We start from the raw sequence: 16,577 nt of genomic DNA on the forward strand, positions 1-16,577 counted from the left end.
ATCGGGCGCGGTGGGATCACGGGGTCGGATAGCCTCATGCGGGTGAGTCGATTCGCCCATCCCGCCGGTGACCGGCACGCGGAGGTGCTGCCCGAGGAGCGTCCTCCGCAGGCCCCCGCCGACCTCAACACGCTCGTCCCCACCATCTGGCCGCGGATGTCCGGCCGTGTGGACGGCGCGATCACGATCGCCGGCGTGGACGTCCGCGATCTCGCCCGAGAGTACGGCACCCCTCTGTACGTGGTCGACGAGGACGACTTCCGTTCCCGCTGCCGCGACTACAAGGCCGCCTTCCAGGGTGACGACGTCTATTACGCGGGCAAGGCGTTCCTGTGCAAGGAGGTCGCCCGCTGGGTCGACCAGGAGGGCCTCGGGCTCGACGTCTGCAGCGGCGGCGAGCTCGCCGTCGCGCTGAGCGTCGGCTTCCCGCCCGAGCGCATCGCCCTGCACGGCAACAACAAGTCGTACGCCGAGCTCGAAAGGGCGCTGCGGGCAGGGGTCGGCCACATCGTCGTCGACTCCTTCGACGAGATCGCCCGCGTCGGCTACCTCGCGGAAGAGCTGGGCGTGCGGCCCAAGATCCAGATCCGGGTCACCACCGGCGTCGAGGCGCACACGCACGAGTTCATCGCGACGGCCCACGACGACCAGAAGTTCGGCCTCTCGCTCAACAGCGGCGCGGCGGCCGAGGCCGTGCGCCGCATCCTGGCCCTGCCCCAGCTGGAGCTGGTCGGCCTGCACTCCCACATCGGGTCCCAGATCTTCGACACGGCGGGCTTCGAGGTCGCCGCCCGGCGCCTCGCGGTGCTGCTGACACAGATCAAGCAGGAGCACGGCGTCGTCCTGCCCGAGCTCGACCTCGGCGGCGGCTACGGCATCGCCTACGTCGAGGGCGACGACGCGCCCGACATCAAGGTGATCGCCGACAGCCTCCGCGAGATCGTCTCCAGGGTCTGCGAGGACGCCGGCCTTCCCGTGCCCCGGCTCACGGTCGAGCCCGGGCGGGCCATCGCCGGCCCCGGCGGCGTGACCGTCTACGAGGTCGGCACGGTCAAGGACGTCGAGGGCCTCCGGTCGTACGTCAGCGTCGACGGCGGCATGAGCGACAACCTCCGCACCGCGCTGTACGGGGCCGACTACACCTGCGTGCTGGCGTCCCGCACCAGCGACGCCCATCCCGTGCTGTCCCGGGTGGTCGGAAAGCACTGCGAGAGCGGTGACATCGTGGTCCGCGACGTGTGGCTGCCGAGGGACATCGCGGCGGGCGACCTGCTCGCCGTCCCGGCTACGGGGGCCTACTGCCGGTCGCTGGCGCACAACTACAACTACCTCCCGAGGCCCGCGGTGGTCGCGGTGAGGGACGGCGTGCCGCGCGTGATCGTGCACAGGGAGACCGAGGACGACCTGTTGAGGGGGCAAGCGTGAAACCCGTCGAACCCGAAGGGCCTCAGGGCACTCAGGAGTCCCCCGAGCCGGCCTCCGACAGGCGCGGAAGGCATGAGAAGCCCGGCGGGGCCGGCAAGCCGCTGAAGGTCGCGCTGCTCGGCTGCGGAGTCGTCGGCTCGCAGGTCGTGAGGCTCCTGCACGAGCAGGCCGACGACCTCGCCGCCCGGATCGGCGCCCCGCTGGAGCTCGCCGGGGTGGCGGTCAGGCGCCTCGGCCGCAAGCGCGACAGCGAGATCGATCCCGCTCTGCTGACCACCGACGCCGAGGCCCTGGTGACCAGGGACGACGTCGACATCGTGGTGGAGGTGATCGGCGGCATCGAGCCGGCCAGGTCGCTCATCCTGGCCGCCATGTCCACGGGCAAGTCGATCGTCACCGCCAACAAGGCCCTGCTCGCCGAGGACGGCGCCACGGTCCACGGCTCCGCCAAGGAGAACGGCGTCGACCTGTACTTCGAGGCCAGCGTGGCCGGGGCGATCCCGCTGCTCCGGCCGCTGCGCGAGTCCCTGGCGGGCGACCGCGTCCACCGCGTGCTCGGCATCGTCAACGGCACCACCAACTACATCCTCGACAAGATGGACACCTCGGGCGCCTCGTTCACCGACGCGCTGGACGAGGCCCAGTCCCTCGGGTACGCCGAGGCCGACCCGACGGCCGACGTCGAGGGCTTCGACGCCGCCGCCAAGGCGGCGATCCTCGCGGGGCTGGCCTTCCACAGCCGGGTGACGGCCGCCGACGTGCACCGCGAGGGCATCACCGAGATCACCGCCACCGACGTGTCCAGCGCCAAGGCCATGGGGTACGTCATCAAGCTGCTGGCCATCTGCGCCAGGTCCGACGACGGCCGCTCGGTCGGCGTCCGCGTCCACCCGGCGATGATCCCGAGGAGCCACCCGCTGGCCGGGGTCCGCGAGGCGTACAACGCGGTGTTCGTCGAGGCCGAGTCCGCCGGGCAGCTGATGTTCTACGGCAAGGGCGCGGGCGGGGCCCCCACCGCCTCGGCGGTGCTGGGCGACCTGGTCGCCGTGGCGCGCAACCGCATCGCGGGCACCCACGGGCCCCAGGAGTCCACCTACGCCGACCTGCCCGTGCACCCGATGGGCGAGACGATCACGCGCTACCACGTGTCCCTGGACGTCGCCGACAAGCCGGGCGTGCTGGCCAGGGTCGCCGACATCTTCGCCAAGCACGACGTGTCGATACAGACCGTGCGCCAGGAGGGCCACGGCGACGACGCCCAGCTCGTGCTCGTCACCCACAGGGCCCACGACGCCGCGCTGTCCGCGACAATAGATGACCTCCGCGAGCTCGACATCGTCAGAGGCGTGACCAGCGTGATGCGCGTCGAGGGCGACGACACGCGCTGACCCCGGCTCCGGGCTCGGGTGAAGGTCTCGACGGCGGGCCTGGGTGACGGCCGTCTTCCCCCGCCCCCCGCGGGGCTCGAATGAGAGGTGGCGCGTTGGGAGAGGGCGATCCCACACCGCTCGGCTACGTGCGCACTCCGTCGGCGGGCGCGGCCGACCTGGCCTTCGAGGACGGGCGGCCCCGGCTCGCCGGTGAGGCCGCGAACCTCCCCCTGAGCGCGGCCGACATCGTACGGCTCCGTCCCCTCGACGGGTTGCGCGTCCGCTGGCCGCATGGCCGGGCCGACGTGCTGGAGACGATCCTCGGCCTGGCCTCGGCCGGGGTCCCGGTGTACGCCGACGACGTGCCCGCCTGGGTCGAGGAGGCCGATGCCGGGCTCGCCGGGTTGCTCACCTCCTGGGCCCCCGGCCCGCGCGACGCGTCGCTCCGCTCGGTGAGCGACCTGCGCAGGGAGGAGCACAGCCTGCGGCTGCGGCGCCACGCGACACGTCCCGCGCGCCCGCACGGCGCCGCCGTGCCGAAGGTCAGCGTGGTGATGTCCAGCAAACGGCCGCACCTGCTCGGGTCCGCGCTCGCCCAGATCGCGCGCCAGCGCGACGTCGAGGTGGAGGTCCTGCTCGGGCTGCACGGCGTCCCCGCGTCGCACGAGGAGGTGCGCCGGGCGCTCGACGGCTTCCCGCTGCCGGTCACGGTCGTGGAGGCGGACGAGGCCACGCCGTTCGGCGAGGTGCTCAACCAGGCGGCGGCCAGGGCGGGCGGCGACGAGATCACCAAGTGGGACGACGACGACTGGTACTCCCCGGAGCATCTCTCCGACCTGCTGCTGGCCCGGGCGTACAGCGGGGCCGACATCGTGGGCACGACGGCGGAGTTCTTCTACCTGGAGCCGCTGAACGTCACGATCCGCCGCACCGACTACACCAGCGAGATCTGGTCCGATCACGTCGCCGGCGGTACGATCTTCCTCGCTCGGGCGAAATTTCAGGAAATAGGCGGGTTCGAGGGGGTGCCGCGGGGGGTGGACGCCCAGTTCCTGAAGGCCGCCCACGCCGCCGGCGCCCGCATCTACCGCACCCAGGGCCTCGGGTACGTCCTGCGCCGATCGCTCGCCGCCGGGCACACCTGGCAGCTTCCCCTCGCGCATTTCCTGCGGGTGGCGGCGAACCAGTGGCGCGGCTTCCGCCCGAGCCTGATCCTGGAAGCCTCATGACACGGCGGATCCGCGGCAACGACTACACGGTGCTCGACCCTCCGGCGCTCGGCGCCTGGACTCCGAGCCTCCGGGTGAGCGTCGTGGTGCCGGCCTACAACGGCCAGGAGAAGCTCGACCTCGTGCTCGCCGGGCTCTCCGCGCAGAGCTACCCCGCGGAGCTGATCGAGGTCGTCGTCGTCGACAACGGCAGCAGCCCGGCCCTGCGCCTGCCCGGCATCCGCCCGCCCGGCACCCGGCTGATCGTCTGCGACACGCCCGGCAGGGCCAACGCGCGCAACGCCGGGCTCGCCGCCGCGACCGGCGAGGTGATCCACTGGCTCGATTCCGACGTGGTCGCCGACCGGCACGAGGTCGAGGCGCACATGCGCTGGCACCACCTCGCGCCGTACCTCGTCGTGACCAGCTACCTGCGGTTCACGACGGCCGCGCTGCCCCCGCCGGAGGTCGTGGCGGCGGCGGACGACCTCGCGAAGCTCTTCGAGCCGGCCGAGCCGCACGAGTGGCTGGTCGACCTGGTCGAGCGCACCAACGGCCTCACCGAGACCCCGAACCGCGCCTTCAGCCTGCACGTGGGCGGCGCCACCTCGGTGAACCGCCGGCTCATCGACGACGCGGGGCCCATGGACGAGGAGCTCATCCTCGGCCAGGACACCGAAATGGGGTACCGCCTGGCGCAGGCGGGGGCGGTGTTCGTCCCCGAGCCGCTGGCCCGCGGGTTCCACCTCGGGCCGTCGATGCGCATGCGCGACAAGCAGCCCATCGACCGGGTCAGCCACGCCCTGATCGGCGACCGCGTCCCCCAGTACCGCTGGCTCCGCGGTCATCCCACGCGCCAGTGGAAGGTGCCGTACCTCGAAGTCGTGGTCGAGGCCGAGGGCTACGAGGAGACCCGCGCCACCGTGGACGCCGTCCTCGCAGGCACGGTCCCCGACGTCTCGGTGCTGCTGACCGGCCCCTGGGACTCCATGGTCCCCGAGCGCCGGGCTCCCCTCACCGACTCCCGTCTCGACCTGACCCTCGTCCACGGCCACTACGCCTACGAGGGCCGGGTGCGGCTCACGGCGTCCGAGGCCGAGCGCCTCGCACCGTTCCGGCTGCGCCTCCCCGCGGGCTGGGTGCCGGGGGAGGACACCCTCGCCCGGCTGCTCGACCTCGCGGTGGACGGCGGGTACGGGCTGGTCAGCGTGCTGCTCGCCGAGACCGCCGAGGGCGTGGCCGAGGCCCGTCTGGAACGCCGCGCCGCCTTCGCCCGCGCCGCCCTCGTCACGGCCCCCGAGCCCCCTTCCCGCCCGTACGCCGAAACGGGCGCCGGGCGGTACGACGAAGCGGTCGACGACGTCTTCGGCTCGCTGTGGATCGACGGCGAGACGCTGGGCTTCGTGCCGTCCACGGAGACCTCCCCGGGCAGGGGCCGCAGGATGGCCTACCGGGCCAGGCTGGAGACCGAGGCCGAGGTGGCCAGGCTCACCAAGGAGGTCGAGCGGCTGCGCGGCCAGGTGGGCAAGTGGCGCGAGGAGTCCGGGCGGTGGCGCAAGACCGCCGTCGATCTACGCCGCGAGGTCGGCGGTCTGCGCAGGGAGGTCGCCACGCTCAAGGCGAGCCGTCTGCGCACCATGATCAAGCGCATCTCCGCCCGGCGAGCCGGGTCGCCGCCCGCGGCCAACGGCTCCCCGTCGTCCCCGCCGCCCGGGGGAGAGACCGGCCCGGTGACGCCGCCCGAGGGGCAGACCGGCCAGGCGACCTCCCCGACCCCCGAGGGCTCCTCCCCAACGCCCACCACCTAGCGATTCACCACCTGAACCGCTGGACCGTCTGAGCCGCTAGGCCGTCTGAACCGGTGGCCCCTTGGGCCGTGTGGATCGCTTGTCAGCGTCCGCGGAGGGCTGTACGCAGTCGGCTGGTGAGTTTCTCGCGGGCCGGCCCGGAGGCGGTACGGGCAGGCTGGCGCGTGTGGCCCGCCGGCTCCGAGGCTCCCGGCCTGTCGCCAGGGGGTCGCTCCGGAGTGGGGTCGGCGGCCCCTCCGGCGGCCCCTCCGCCGGGCGTGCCCGGCCCGGCCCCGGCTCGGCCGTCGTCGGCCGGCACCGTCTTGGGTCTGCCGGTCGCCTGTGGCCAGAACTCGGCGGCCCGGCCGCGCCGCACCCCGTGGGTCCGCTCGATCACCCCGGCGAGATCCTCCCCGGTGAGATCCCCGACCCTGGGAAGATGGTCCGTCCGGGGGAGAGGTCCAGTCCCGGAGGGGACATTCGCGCCCGGTGCGGTGAGCAGGCGGGCGCGGTTGAGGGCGTCGGTGCGTTCCAGTCGGGCCGTACGGCCGTCGGGGAACTCCACCACCAGCAGCCCGGCCCGGTCATCCGTGACGGCCTTGATCATCAGCTCCAGCGAACGGCGTCCCAGCGGCACGTCCACCGGTCCGGTGTACCGGAACGGGATGGGCGCCGGGTCGGGGACGGCCGCAGGGGTGATGCGAACGTGCTTGTCGTACCGGAACTGCTCGTGGACCAGCCGCAGCTCGAAGTCGGGATCACCGAGCACCGGGTGGCGGCCCTGGGCCAGCTCCCCCCACGGCCCGACGAGCGTGACCGCCACATCGGGCAGGCTCCCGCCCAGCGCCGCGCTCACCGCCGCGCGCACCTCAGGCTCGGTGGAGCCCTCCGCGTCGAGCACCACCTCGACGTACGGCACCAGCCAGCCCCTTCCGGGCTCCTTGCGCAGGTCGCGGCGGAGCGGCACCCGGTGGGCCAGGAAGGGGGCCACCACCCGGACGGTCGCTTCCCTGTCGACGCGCTGCGCCGGCATCCCGAGATGGACGGCCCGCGCCTCCATGTCCGGGACGAACACGGCGCCGCTCATCGCCAGCCGGTAGGCGAACTCGGTGTCCTCGCCCCTGAGCACCTCGGGATCCAGGCCACCCACCTGGAAGAACAGGGCACGGCGGAACGAGACGGTCGGCCCGGTGCAGACGTGATACGGGTTCTTGCTGGCGCGCAGCCCGTCCAGGCGGCGGATGGTCGCCTCCGTCGAGCTGGGGACGGCCCTGGACAGGTCGAAAAGCGTGTCGAGCGCTCCCTCGCGCACCGCCGCGTGCACTTCGGCCGCCGTCAGGGCGGGCTCCTCCACGAAGACCTTGGCGCCGATCGTCACCACGTAGTCGGTGAGGTGGTGCCAGCGCATGAGCGCCTCGATGTGCTCCCGGGAGGTCACCATGTCGGCGTCGAGGCGCTGGACGATCTCCCCCTCCGCGGCGCGCACCCCGGTGTTCAGCGCGTGGGCCGTACCCCAGCCGCCGGGCGCGCTCGGGACCACGCGGGTGTTCTCCGGGCGGATGTCGGGCAGCCGCAGCGGCGGCTCGCTGCCGTCGTCGACGACGACGACCTCCATCAGGCCCGAGGGGTACGTCTGCGCGGCCAGCGCGGCGAGCGTCAGGTCGAGGCGCCGCCGGCCGCCGTAGGCGGGGATGACCACGCTGACCGGCAGGCGGGGCGTCCACTCGCCCAGCGAGGGCGGGACCAGGGGAGAGTAGTCGTTGTGCCGGATGACGGGCCGGTCGCCCGCCCCGGCAGGAACAGGGGGTCTCGGGGTTCTGGGGGTATCAGTCATGAGGAGGAAGCCCTTGCCTCAAGCGTTCGTCGGTGACGTGCTGTCGTGGCGCGGTCGACGCGGCGGGTCAAGATGATCGCTCCTTCGTCGCTCCGGTTGGCCGCCGGGAGCCGACCCTATACAAGGAACCTGGGAGCTTCATAAGAGGCCCTGACAGCTCACGATGACCGCCACCTGCGGATCCTTCAATGCCCCCGGCGATCCCTCGCTAACCACGCGGGCTTTACTCACGCCTTTACCGGGCCACCTCCCCGCCGAGCGCACACCCTTTCCGGACCACCTTGCCCGGGTCACCTTCCCGCCTGACGCACAGCCTTTTCCTGGCGCGCGCCTTCGCGGCCGAAGCGCGCTACTTCGCGGGGGTCACCGGCGCCGGCGCCTCCGTACGGGCCGGCAGGGCGGGCCGCGCGGCACCTGTGGACGCCGTGATCACCAGGGGAAGCTTCGCGGCGACCGGCGCGACCGCGTCCCGGCCCGTGACCTTCCCGCCGGAGGGGTGGCGGACGCGGCGGTAGGCGGTGATGAGCCGCCACGCCCGCGACCGGCGCAGCCGGGCGATCAGCTCGCGGTACTCGGCGAGGCGGCCTTCGAGGTGGCCCACGCGGTGCCGGAGACGGGTGGCCTCGGCGCGCAGTTCGGCGTTGCGGCCGAGCAGGTCCTCTCCGGCGCGCATGAGCGCGATCTCGCGCGCGGCCATCTCGGCGCAGCGCGCCCGCAGTTCGCCGATCTCCCCGTGCAGGTGCCGCTCGCGCTGCAGGAACGCCGTCTCGGCACGGCTCAGCGCGAAACCGGGCGTGCCGCGCTGCTCGTCGCGGCGTACCGCCACTCCGGCCAGGTGCCGCCGCAGCACGGTCAGCTCGCGGATCTCGAACAGCGGCTCGACCAGGTGGCGGAGGCTGCCGTGGTAGAAGACCCGCCGGCGCTCGCCGTCGTCGTCCGGCCCGGGGCGCACCTCGGCCGGCCCGTCGTCCTCGGGCTCGGCGCTCCCGGCCTGGGCGAGCCGCAGGATCTCTTCGCTCACGCCGTAGGGCACCGTGAACACGAGCGTGGCCCCCGGCCGGAGCGCCCGGTGGAGCTCCCCGAGCACCTGGACGGGATCCCCGGCGCGGTCGAGCACCTCACCGGCCACGGCCGCGTCGAAGGACCCGTCCGGGACGCCGTCCAGGCCGTGTCCGTCGCCCACCGCGAACTCCGTGCGCGACGCCACGTCGGCCGGGAGCCGGTCGCGCAGGCGGCGCGCGCGGGCGATGGCGGGCGGCTCCACGTCGATCCCGGTCACCCGGTCGCCCCGCTCCGCGAGCAGCAGTGACAGCTCGCCGTCGTCGCAGCCCAGATCGAGCACGGCGACGGGACGCCCGGGTCGGCTCGCGGGCAGGTGGTCGAGAATCCAGTGCAGGCGGTCGGCGTGCCCGGATTCGCGGGCCGTATGGATGTTCCCGGCGTCAGGACGGGCCGGGTTCACATCGGTGCCGTGACAAGCGTGGAAGATCTGGTCGTCGGTCACGGCGACGTTTCCCCTCCGGGCATCTGTAGTCGGCCCCATTTTGGGGACGGTGATTCCCCAATTCTGGTGGAAAAGATGCTAAAGAGACAGTGAGGATTTCGAGGGTTCTTCAGGGATGCGGTCTTGGCCGCATTCGGGGCCGGCGCGAGGGTGCCTGCCCGAGGATTGATGTCAATGGTTTGCCGAGGCGGTCCAGCCTGTGGACGGGCGACGCGGCGGGGTTTGCGCCCCCCGTAGACTCATTGCTTGATACCGCTGGCAGCGGACCCATGGTTACGCGCTGTCGGGCCCGCTTCGCGCTGGGCCGGGCGCGGGAGGAGCAACAAATGTTCAGGGCGTGGCGTGGCCTTATCGAGGAATACCGTGACCGGCTCCCCGTGACCACGACGACGCCCGTGGTCACGTTGCTCGAAGGCGGCACGCCGCTGGTCCCCGCGAGACGCGTGTCGGCCCTCACCGGGTGCGACGTCCATCTCAAGGTCGAGGGGCTCAACCCCACCGGCAGCTTCAAGGACCGCGGCATGACCGTGGCGATCAGCAAGGCCCTCGAAGAGGGCGCCAAGGCGGTCATCTGCGCCTCCACCGGCAACACCAGCGCCTCCGCCGCGGCCTACGCCGTCCGGGCCGGGCTGACCTGCGCGGTCCTGGTCCCGCGTGGCAAGATCGCTATGGGCAAGCTCGCCCAGGCGCTCGTCCACGGCGCCAAGCTGCTCCAGGTCGACGGATCCTTCGACGACTGCCTCGAGATGACGAGGAAGCTCGCGGAGAACTACCCGATCGCCCTGGTCAACTCGGTCAACCCCCACCGGCTCCAGGGGCAGAAGACCGGGGCCTTCGAGATCGTCGACGCCCTCGGCGACGCGCCCGACGTGCACTGCATCCCCGTGGGCAACGCCGGCAACATCTCGGCGTACTGGATGGGCTACCGCGAGTACGCCGCGGACGGCATGGCCACCAAGACGCCGCGCATGCTCGGCTTCCAGGCCAGCGGGTCGGCGCCCATCGTCAACGGCGCGCCGGTCACCCACCCGCACACGATCGCCACGGCGATCCGCATCGGCAACCCGGCCTCCTGGAGGCTCGCCGAGGCCGCCCGCGACGAGTCGGGCGGAGCCATCCAGGCCGTCACCGACCGGCAGATCGCCGCGGCGTACAAGCTCCTCGCGCAGGAGGAGGGCGTGTTCGTCGAGCTGGCCTCGGCCGCGAGCGTGGCAGGCCTGCTCCAGGCCCACGAGCAGGGGCTTCTCCGCCAGGGCGAGCGCGTCGTGTGCACCGTGACGGGCAACGGCCTGAAGGACCCCGACTGGGCGATCTCCGGAGCGCCCACCCCGCTGACGATCCCGGTCGACGCCTTCGCGGCCGCCGGCGCCCTCGAGCTCGCCTGACGCGTCCGAGAGCGCCCGAGACCGACGAAAAACGAGGAAACGCATGGCAACGAGCAACACCGTCGTCGTTCGCGTGCCCGCCACCAGCGCGAATCTCGGCCCGGGATTCGACTCGCTGGGCCTCGCCCTCACCCTGTACGACGAGGTCGAGGCCGGCCTCGTCGACCAGGTGCCCTCGGGCGGCCGCGCCGTCGAGGTGCGGGTCGAGGGCCAGGGCGCGGGGGAGCTCGACACCGGCGAGGGTCACCTGATCGTGCGGGCGATGCGCGCCACGTTCGACCGCGCGGGAGTCCCGCAGCCGCGCGGCATCCGGCTGCGGTGCCTCAACCGCATCCCGCACGCACGGGGGCTGGGCTCGTCCTCCGCCGCCATCTGCGCGGGCATCATGGCCGCCCGGGCGCTCGCCGCGCCCGGCATGCCGGACGACGAGGTGTTCGCGCTGGCCACCGAGATCGAGGGCCACCCCGACAACGTCGCGCCGTGCCTGTCCGGAGGTCTCACCATCGCGTGGACCGACCTGGACGGAACTCCGCGTAAGCTGAAGTTGAGCCCGCATGGGGGCGTCCGACCTGTGGTGTGCGTGCCGAGAACCCGGCTCTCCACCGAGGAGGCGCGCGGGCTTCTGCCGAAGGACGTGCCGCATGCCGACGCAGCGGCGAACGCCGGACGCGCCGCCCTGCTCATCGCGGCGCTTACCCAGCGGCCGGAGAGCGGGTTGTTGCTAGCCGCCACCGAAGACCGTCTGCATCAGATCTACCGCGCGCCTGCGATGCCGGGCACGGCTGATCTGGTAAAACGTCTCCGCGTGGCAGGGATGCCCGCCGTTGTGTCGGGAGCCGGTCCGACGGTTCTCGTGTTCGGAACGACGGATACCCATGATTTGATCGCGTCGGAAGTGGGTAGTGACTGGCACATCCAGCCATTGGACGTCGACCAGTCTGGCGCGAGCGTTCAGTTTCCCGAGACACGCTGATGCATCTTCGACCTTCAGGGAATAGCAGTGTGCGCTGGTGATGTTAGGCTGATAGCCGCACCAGATGCCCCCGTTGCGGGTGCGTGCTTGTCAGCCATACATCGCTGGATCGCGCCTTCCGTCGCAAGACGTGGGCCGCACAGCGGGCTTCCCGAATTGATCACCTCCGGTTGGTCCACATCCGGTTGGCGCGTCGAGAAGCGGCGTAATCGGGGACATGCGCGTTCGACGGACATCGACATCTGGTCGGCGGTAACCAGCCGGGGGGCGACCCCCGGGCCCCCAACGGCTCGCGAATCTCGACGGTGACGGCCATGTGCCGGTTCGACGCACCGGCTTCCCGACACCTCAGAAATTCGTACAGCCCGACCCGGTCTGTCCCGCCGGGTCGCACCACCGGGACGCCTGGCTGATCGTGGCCGACGCCCGACCCCTGGGAAGGACCTTTTAGTTGAGCGACACCACCGAACTCCTCTCCGACGTCTCCGGCGCAGCGCCGGTCGCCGGCGACACCCCCACCCGCGCCGCGGCCAAGCCGCGCCGTCGCTCCGGCACCGGCCTGTCCGCCATGGTGCTGCCCGAGTTGCAGGCTCTCGCGTCGAGCCTGGGCATCAGCGGGACCGGACGGATGCGCAAGAGCCAGCTCATCGCGGCCATCCAGGAGAAGCAGGGCGTAACTGCTGACGGTGCCTCTACCTCCGCCGAGCCCGCCGCCGCCGCGGCTCCCACGGCCGCCGCGGCACCCGCGGTCACCGCGGAGCCGGTGGCCGAGCGCCCGGCCCGCACCCGCAGGGAACGTTCCCGCCCGGCACCGGTCGAGGCCGTCGTCGAGACCCGCGAAGAGCGGGCCCCCGTCGTGGAGGCGCAGCCCGTCGAGCAGGCGGCCCCCGTGGCCGCCGCGTCCGCGTCCGCTTCCGCGCCCGTCGAGGCCGGTCAGGCCGAGACGCGCCCCGAGCGAGGCGAGTCACGCCGTGAGCGCGGCGACCGCGCCGAGCGCGGCGAGCGCCGTGGCCGTGGCAACGACCGGCGCGACCGTGGCGACAACCGCCCCGACAACCGCAACGACAACAGCCGTCCCGAGCAGCGCGCCGCCGACGCGGGCGACGCTCCGGGCCGTCGTGAGCAGTCCCGCGACCAGGGCCGCGACCAGGGGCGCGAGCAGTCTCGTGACCAGGGGCGTGAGCAGTCCCGCGATCAGGGCCGTGAGCAGTCCCGCGACCAGGGCCGGGAGCAGACGCGCGACCAGAGCCGTGGCCAGGGCCGTGACCAGGGTCCCGACCCGCAGGGCGACGACGACCGCCGCGGTCGCCGTGGCCGGTTCAGGGAGCGCAACCGTCGTGGCCGCGACCGCTTCGACAGCAACGAGCCCGTGATCGGTGACGACGACGTCCTCATCCCGATCGCCGGCATCCTCGACATCCTCGACAACTACGCGTTCGTGCGCACCAGCGGTTACCTGCCGGGCTCCAACGACGTGTACGTCTCGCTGGCGCAGATCCGCCGCAACGGCCTGCGCAAGGGCGACGTCATCACCGGCGCGGTGCGCCAGCCGCGCGACGGTGAGCGCCGCGAGAAGTTCAATGCCCTCGTGCGGCTCGACACCGTCAACGGCATGGACCCCGAGCAGGGGCGCAACCGGCCGGACTTCTCCAAGCTGACCCCGCTGTACCCGCAGGAGCGGCTGCGCCTGGAGACCGACCCGGGCATCCTGACGACCCGCATCATCGACTTGGTTGCGCCGATCGGCAAGGGCCAGCGCGGTCTCATCGTCTCCCCGCCCAAGGCCGGCAAGACGATGGTGCTCCAGGCGATCGCCAACGCGATCACCAGGAACAACCCCGAGTGCCACCTGATGGTCGTCCTCGTGGACGAGCGTCCGGAAGAGGTCACCGACATGCAGAGGTCGGTGAAGGGCGAGGTCATCCACTCGACCTTCGACCGTCCCGCCGAGGACCACACCACCGTCGCCGAGCTCGCCATCGAGCGCGCCAAGCGGCTGGTGGAGCTGGGCCACGACGTGGTCGTGCTCCTCGACTCCATCACCCGCCTCGGCCGCGCGTACAACCTCGCGGCCCCGGCGTCCGGGCGCATCCTGTCCGGTGGTGTCGACTCGACCGCGCTGTACCCGCCCAAGCGGTTCTTCGGCGCCGCCCGCAACATCGAGAACGGCGGCTCGCTGACGATCCTCGCCACGGCGCTGGTGGAGACCGGCTCCAAGATGGACGAGGTCATCTTCGAGGAGTTCAAGGGCACCGGCAACGCCGAGCTCAAGCTCAACCGCTCGTTGGCCGACAAGCGCATCTTCCCCGCGGTGGACGTCGACGCGTCCGGCACCCGTAAGGAAGAGATCCTCATGTCCAGGGACGAGCTGCAGATCGTCTGGAAGCTGCGTCGCGTGCTTCACGCCCTCGACATGCAGCAGGCGCTGGAGCTCCTGCTGGAGAAGATGAGGGAGACGCAGTCCAACGCGGAGTTCCTGCTCCAGGTCCAGAAGACCACGGTCAGCTCCGAGCGCGACTAGCACCACCAGCGTCAACGGCACCCGGTTCTCCCGGGTGACCAGCACGTTTCGCCGAGTCGGGGCGGCGGGCCATCTGGCCCGCCGCCCCTTCTTCGTGTCCGCGTGATCCGAAACGCGTACCGCCCGCCCCTGGGCCTCGCCGAGGCATGATGGGCTTGGCGGCGCCGAAGGCACGATGGGCTTGGCGGCGCGCCTCCCGTCCAGGCGGGGGTTTTCCCCACCCGAGGTCTCAGGCCCACTACATGGCGTCGCGCCCGAGCGCTTGGCATGCTCGTGCCATCCGGTCGAGTGACGGCACCCGGGCCCGGCCCGGCAGATGCCCGACGCGATGCCCGACAGGATGCCCGACGGGAGGAGCCACAGGATGACTGCCGAGGCGGCGGTGACAGGGCGCCCGCCGTTGCGCGAGCGCGTGCCGCTGGGGCCGCGTGGGCCTCTGGGCCTGCTCGTCGACCCCATGACCTGGCGGGCCGCGCCCTACCTGATGGTCAGCCTGGTCCCCGGCGTCACCTGGTTCGTGATCCTCGCCACGGCCGTGCCCGCCGCGGCCACGATGATCATCATCTGGATCGGCCTGCCGCTGCTCGTGCTGACGATGCTGCTCTGGCGGGCTGGGGCCATGCTGGAGCGCCGCCTCCTGCGGCTCACCCTGGGCGTCACCATCCCCGATCCGTACCGGCCGAGGCCGGGCCGGGGGCTGGGCAGCCATCTGGGGTGGCTGTTCGGCGATCCCGCCACCTGGAGGGACCTCGGTTACCTGCTGCTGCTTTTCCCGCTCGGCATGGTCGAGTTCCTCGTCTCGCTGACGCTGTGGGTGTCCTCCATCGGCTTCCTGGTCCAGCCGCTTCTCGTGATGTCGGGTCAGACGACCACGCTCACCGACCGCCTGGTGATCGAAAGCGTGCCCGGGTCACTGCCGTGGGCCTTCGTGGGCCTGCTCCTCCTGGTCGCCACGCTCTACATCGTCCGGGCCATGGCCTGGCTCCACGGCACGCTGGCCACCGCGCTCCTCGGTCCCGGTGACGAGGCGCGGGTCATGCACCTGCGGGCGAGCCGGGCCAGGGGCGTGGACGCCGCCGAGGCCGAGCGGCGCAGGATCGAGCGCGACCTGCACGACGGGGCCCAGCAGCGGCTGCTCGCGGTGGCCCTCGACCTCGGAAGGGCCCAGGCGAAGCTCGACTCCCATCCCGAGGAGGCCAGAGAGCTGCTCGCCCAGGCCCACGCGGGCACCAAGGCCGCGATCACCGAGTTACGCGATCTCGCGCGCGGCATCTATCCCGCCATCCTCACCGACAGGGGCCTCGACGCGGCGCTGTCGGCGCTCGCCGCCCGGGCGCCGGTGCGCGTGGCCGTCTCGGTCGAGATCACCGAACGCCCGCCCGCGGCGGTGGAGAGCATCGCGTACTTCATAGTCGCCGAGTCGCTCGCGAACGTCGCCAAGCACTCGGTGGCCACCGAGGCGTCGGTCCGGGTCAGCCGGCAGGACGATCGGGTCGTGGTCGAGGTGCGGGACAACGGCATCGGCGGGGCGGAGGCGCGACCGGGCGGCGGGCTCGCGGGGCTCGCCGACCGCGCGGCGACGATCGACGGCGCGCTGACCGTCGAAAGCCCGCCGGGCGGCCCCACGCTCGTCCGCGCCCGGCTACCGTACGAGTGGTGATGATCCTCATGTGGCGGCCGCCGTGCGGGTGGTGATCGCGGAGGACTCCGTCCTGCTGCGGGAAGGCCTGATCAGGCTGCTCGCCGACGGAGGCATCGACACGGTCGCCGCGACGGGCGACGGTCCTGGCCTGGTCGAGGCCGTGCGAACGTACGAGCCCGATCTCGCGGTCGTCGACGTGCGGATGCCGCCGAGCCACACCGACGAGGGTCTGCGGGCGGCGCTCGCGGCCCGCGCGCTGGTGCCCGGCCTGCCCGTGCTGGTGCTGTCGCAGTACGTCGAGGAGCGCTACGCCACCGAGCTCATCGGGCGCGGCGCGGCGGCGGTGGGCTACCTGCTCAAGGAGCGGGTCGCCGACGTCGCCGAGTTCCTCGACGCGGTCCGCCGGGTCGCCTCCGGCGGCACGGTCATCGACCCCGAGGTCGTCGTGCAGTTGCTGAGCCGCCGCCGGCACGACCGTCCGATGCACTCCCTGACCGCCAGGGAGTCCGAAGTGCTGGGGCTGATGGCGGAGGGCCGGTCCAACAACGCGATCGCCGGGCGTCTGCGCGTCACCGAGGGCGCGGTCGAGAAGCACATCTCCGGCATCTTCGGCAAGCTCGGCCTCGACCCCACGCCCGACGACCATCGCCGCGTGCTCGCGGTGCTGGCCTATCTCGGCCACGCCTAGGCCGGCGCACCCGGGTCAGGCGCAGCCCCCGGTGTCGTACGTCGCGCGAGCTGTCGTGAGGGAAGCGCGGCCCCTACATTGCGCTGCCCTTGCGTCCATCTGCGTAATTTTGGGGAAACATTGGTGTTCGTTGACCTAGGCTCGGCAGGCCGCCGGAGATCGCCCCGGCGGCGCCGTGTCAGGGTCCTGTCCCGCCCCGGAACGGGTCCCTCCCGCCCGGGAATGATCGATGGCCTGGTG

General features: G+C 72.2%; 11 protein-coding genes. 9 read left to right on the forward strand and 2 right to left on the reverse strand.

Annotated elements, in window-relative coordinates:
• The first annotated feature begins 42 nt into the window (after nt 1-42).
• The 4 genes from lysA (at nt 43) to OG589_RS00620 (ending at nt 5,811) form a co-directional block, all read left to right on the forward strand.
• Complete coding sequence (gene lysA / locus OG589_RS00605; protein ID WP_405145202.1) at nt 43-1,425, forward strand: diaminopimelate decarboxylase; 1,383 nt, start codon at nt 43-45, stop codon at nt 1,423-1,425.
• Nucleotides 1,426-1,526: 101 nt separating this feature from the next.
• On the forward strand, nt 1,527-2,813 hold the full coding sequence (locus tag OG589_RS00610) for a homoserine dehydrogenase (RefSeq protein WP_405152248.1): 1,287 nt from the start codon (nt 1,527-1,529) through the stop codon (nt 2,811-2,813).
• Nucleotides 2,814-2,908: 95 nt separating this feature from the next.
• Complete coding sequence (locus tag OG589_RS00615; RefSeq protein ID WP_405145203.1) at nt 2,909-4,024, forward strand: glycosyltransferase family 2 protein; 1,116 nt, start codon at nt 2,909-2,911, stop codon at nt 4,022-4,024.
• Nucleotides 4,021-5,811 (forward strand): glycosyltransferase, encoded by a 1,791-nt coding sequence (locus OG589_RS00620; protein WP_405145204.1) that lies wholly within the window; start codon nt 4,021-4,023, stop codon nt 5,809-5,811. Before OG589_RS00615 ends, OG589_RS00620 begins: the two co-directional genes overlap by 4 nt.
• Nucleotides 5,812-5,893: 82 nt before the next feature.
• On the opposite strand, the gene OG589_RS00625 is transcribed toward OG589_RS00620, so the two are convergent.
• Entirely contained in the window at nt 5,894-7,624 is a 1,731-nt protein-coding gene (locus OG589_RS00625; protein WP_405145205.1) for a glycosyltransferase, read from the reverse strand.
• Nucleotides 7,625-7,973: 349 nt separating this feature from the next.
• The gene (locus OG589_RS00630) at nt 7,974-9,128 is read right to left on the reverse strand and encodes a class I SAM-dependent methyltransferase (protein WP_405145206.1); all 1,155 of its coding nucleotides are present in this window, start codon (nt 9,126-9,128) and stop codon (nt 7,974-7,976) included.
• 326 nt (nt 9,129-9,454) lie between these two features.
• Here OG589_RS00630 and thrC point away from each other — a divergent pair, with 326 nt between their 5' ends.
• The 5 genes from thrC (at nt 9,455) to OG589_RS00655 (ending at nt 16,337) form a co-directional block, all read left to right on the forward strand.
• Nucleotides 9,455-10,513, forward strand: coding sequence for a threonine synthase (gene thrC, locus OG589_RS00635; RefSeq protein WP_405145207.1), 1,059 nt, complete (start codon nt 9,455-9,457; stop codon nt 10,511-10,513).
• Between the two features lie 43 nt (nt 10,514-10,556).
• Nucleotides 10,557-11,486 carry a homoserine kinase gene (thrB, locus tag OG589_RS00640; protein ID WP_405145208.1) on the forward strand — a complete coding sequence of 310 codons (930 nt, stop codon included), beginning with the start codon at nt 10,557-10,559 and terminating at the stop codon, nt 11,484-11,486.
• A 451-nt stretch (nt 11,487-11,937) separates the two neighbouring features.
• Nucleotides 11,938-14,007 carry a transcription termination factor Rho gene (gene rho / locus OG589_RS00645; RefSeq protein WP_405145209.1) on the forward strand — a complete coding sequence of 690 codons (2,070 nt, stop codon included), beginning with the start codon at nt 11,938-11,940 and terminating at the stop codon, nt 14,005-14,007.
• 364 nt (nt 14,008-14,371) lie between these two features.
• Nucleotides 14,372-15,667: a sensor histidine kinase gene (locus OG589_RS00650; RefSeq protein ID WP_405145210.1), complete on the forward strand. Its 1,296-nt coding sequence runs from the start codon at nt 14,372-14,374 to the stop codon at nt 15,665-15,667.
• A 22-nt stretch (nt 15,668-15,689) separates the two neighbouring features.
• On the forward strand, nt 15,690-16,337 hold the full coding sequence (locus tag OG589_RS00655) for a response regulator (RefSeq protein WP_405152249.1): 648 nt from the start codon (nt 15,690-15,692) through the stop codon (nt 16,335-16,337).
• Nucleotides 16,338-16,577 lie beyond the last annotated feature (240 nt).

It is taken from the genome of Sphaerisporangium sp. NBC_01403 (assembly GCF_045040145.1).
Taxonomy (GTDB): domain Bacteria; phylum Actinomycetota; class Actinomycetes; order Streptosporangiales; family Streptosporangiaceae; genus Sphaerisporangium; species Sphaerisporangium viridialbum.

Excerpts from the sequence above, each read along its gene's own strand:
- OG589_RS00620 (WP_405145204.1), top strand. The coding sequence starts at position 4,021 with ATGACACGGCGGATCCGCGGCAACGACTACACGGTGCTCGACCCTCCG.
- OG589_RS00625 (WP_405145205.1), bottom strand. The coding sequence starts at position 7,624 with ATGACTGATACCCCCAGAACCCCGAGACCCCCTGTTCCTGCCGGGGCG.
- thrC (WP_405145207.1), top strand. The coding sequence starts at position 9,455 with ATGTTCAGGGCGTGGCGTGGCCTTATCGAGGAATACCGTGACCGGCTC.
- thrB (WP_405145208.1), top strand. The coding sequence starts at position 10,557 with ATGGCAACGAGCAACACCGTCGTCGTTCGCGTGCCCGCCACCAGCGCG.
- OG589_RS00650 (WP_405145210.1), top strand. The coding sequence starts at position 14,372 with ATGACTGCCGAGGCGGCGGTGACAGGGCGCCCGCCGTTGCGCGAGCGC.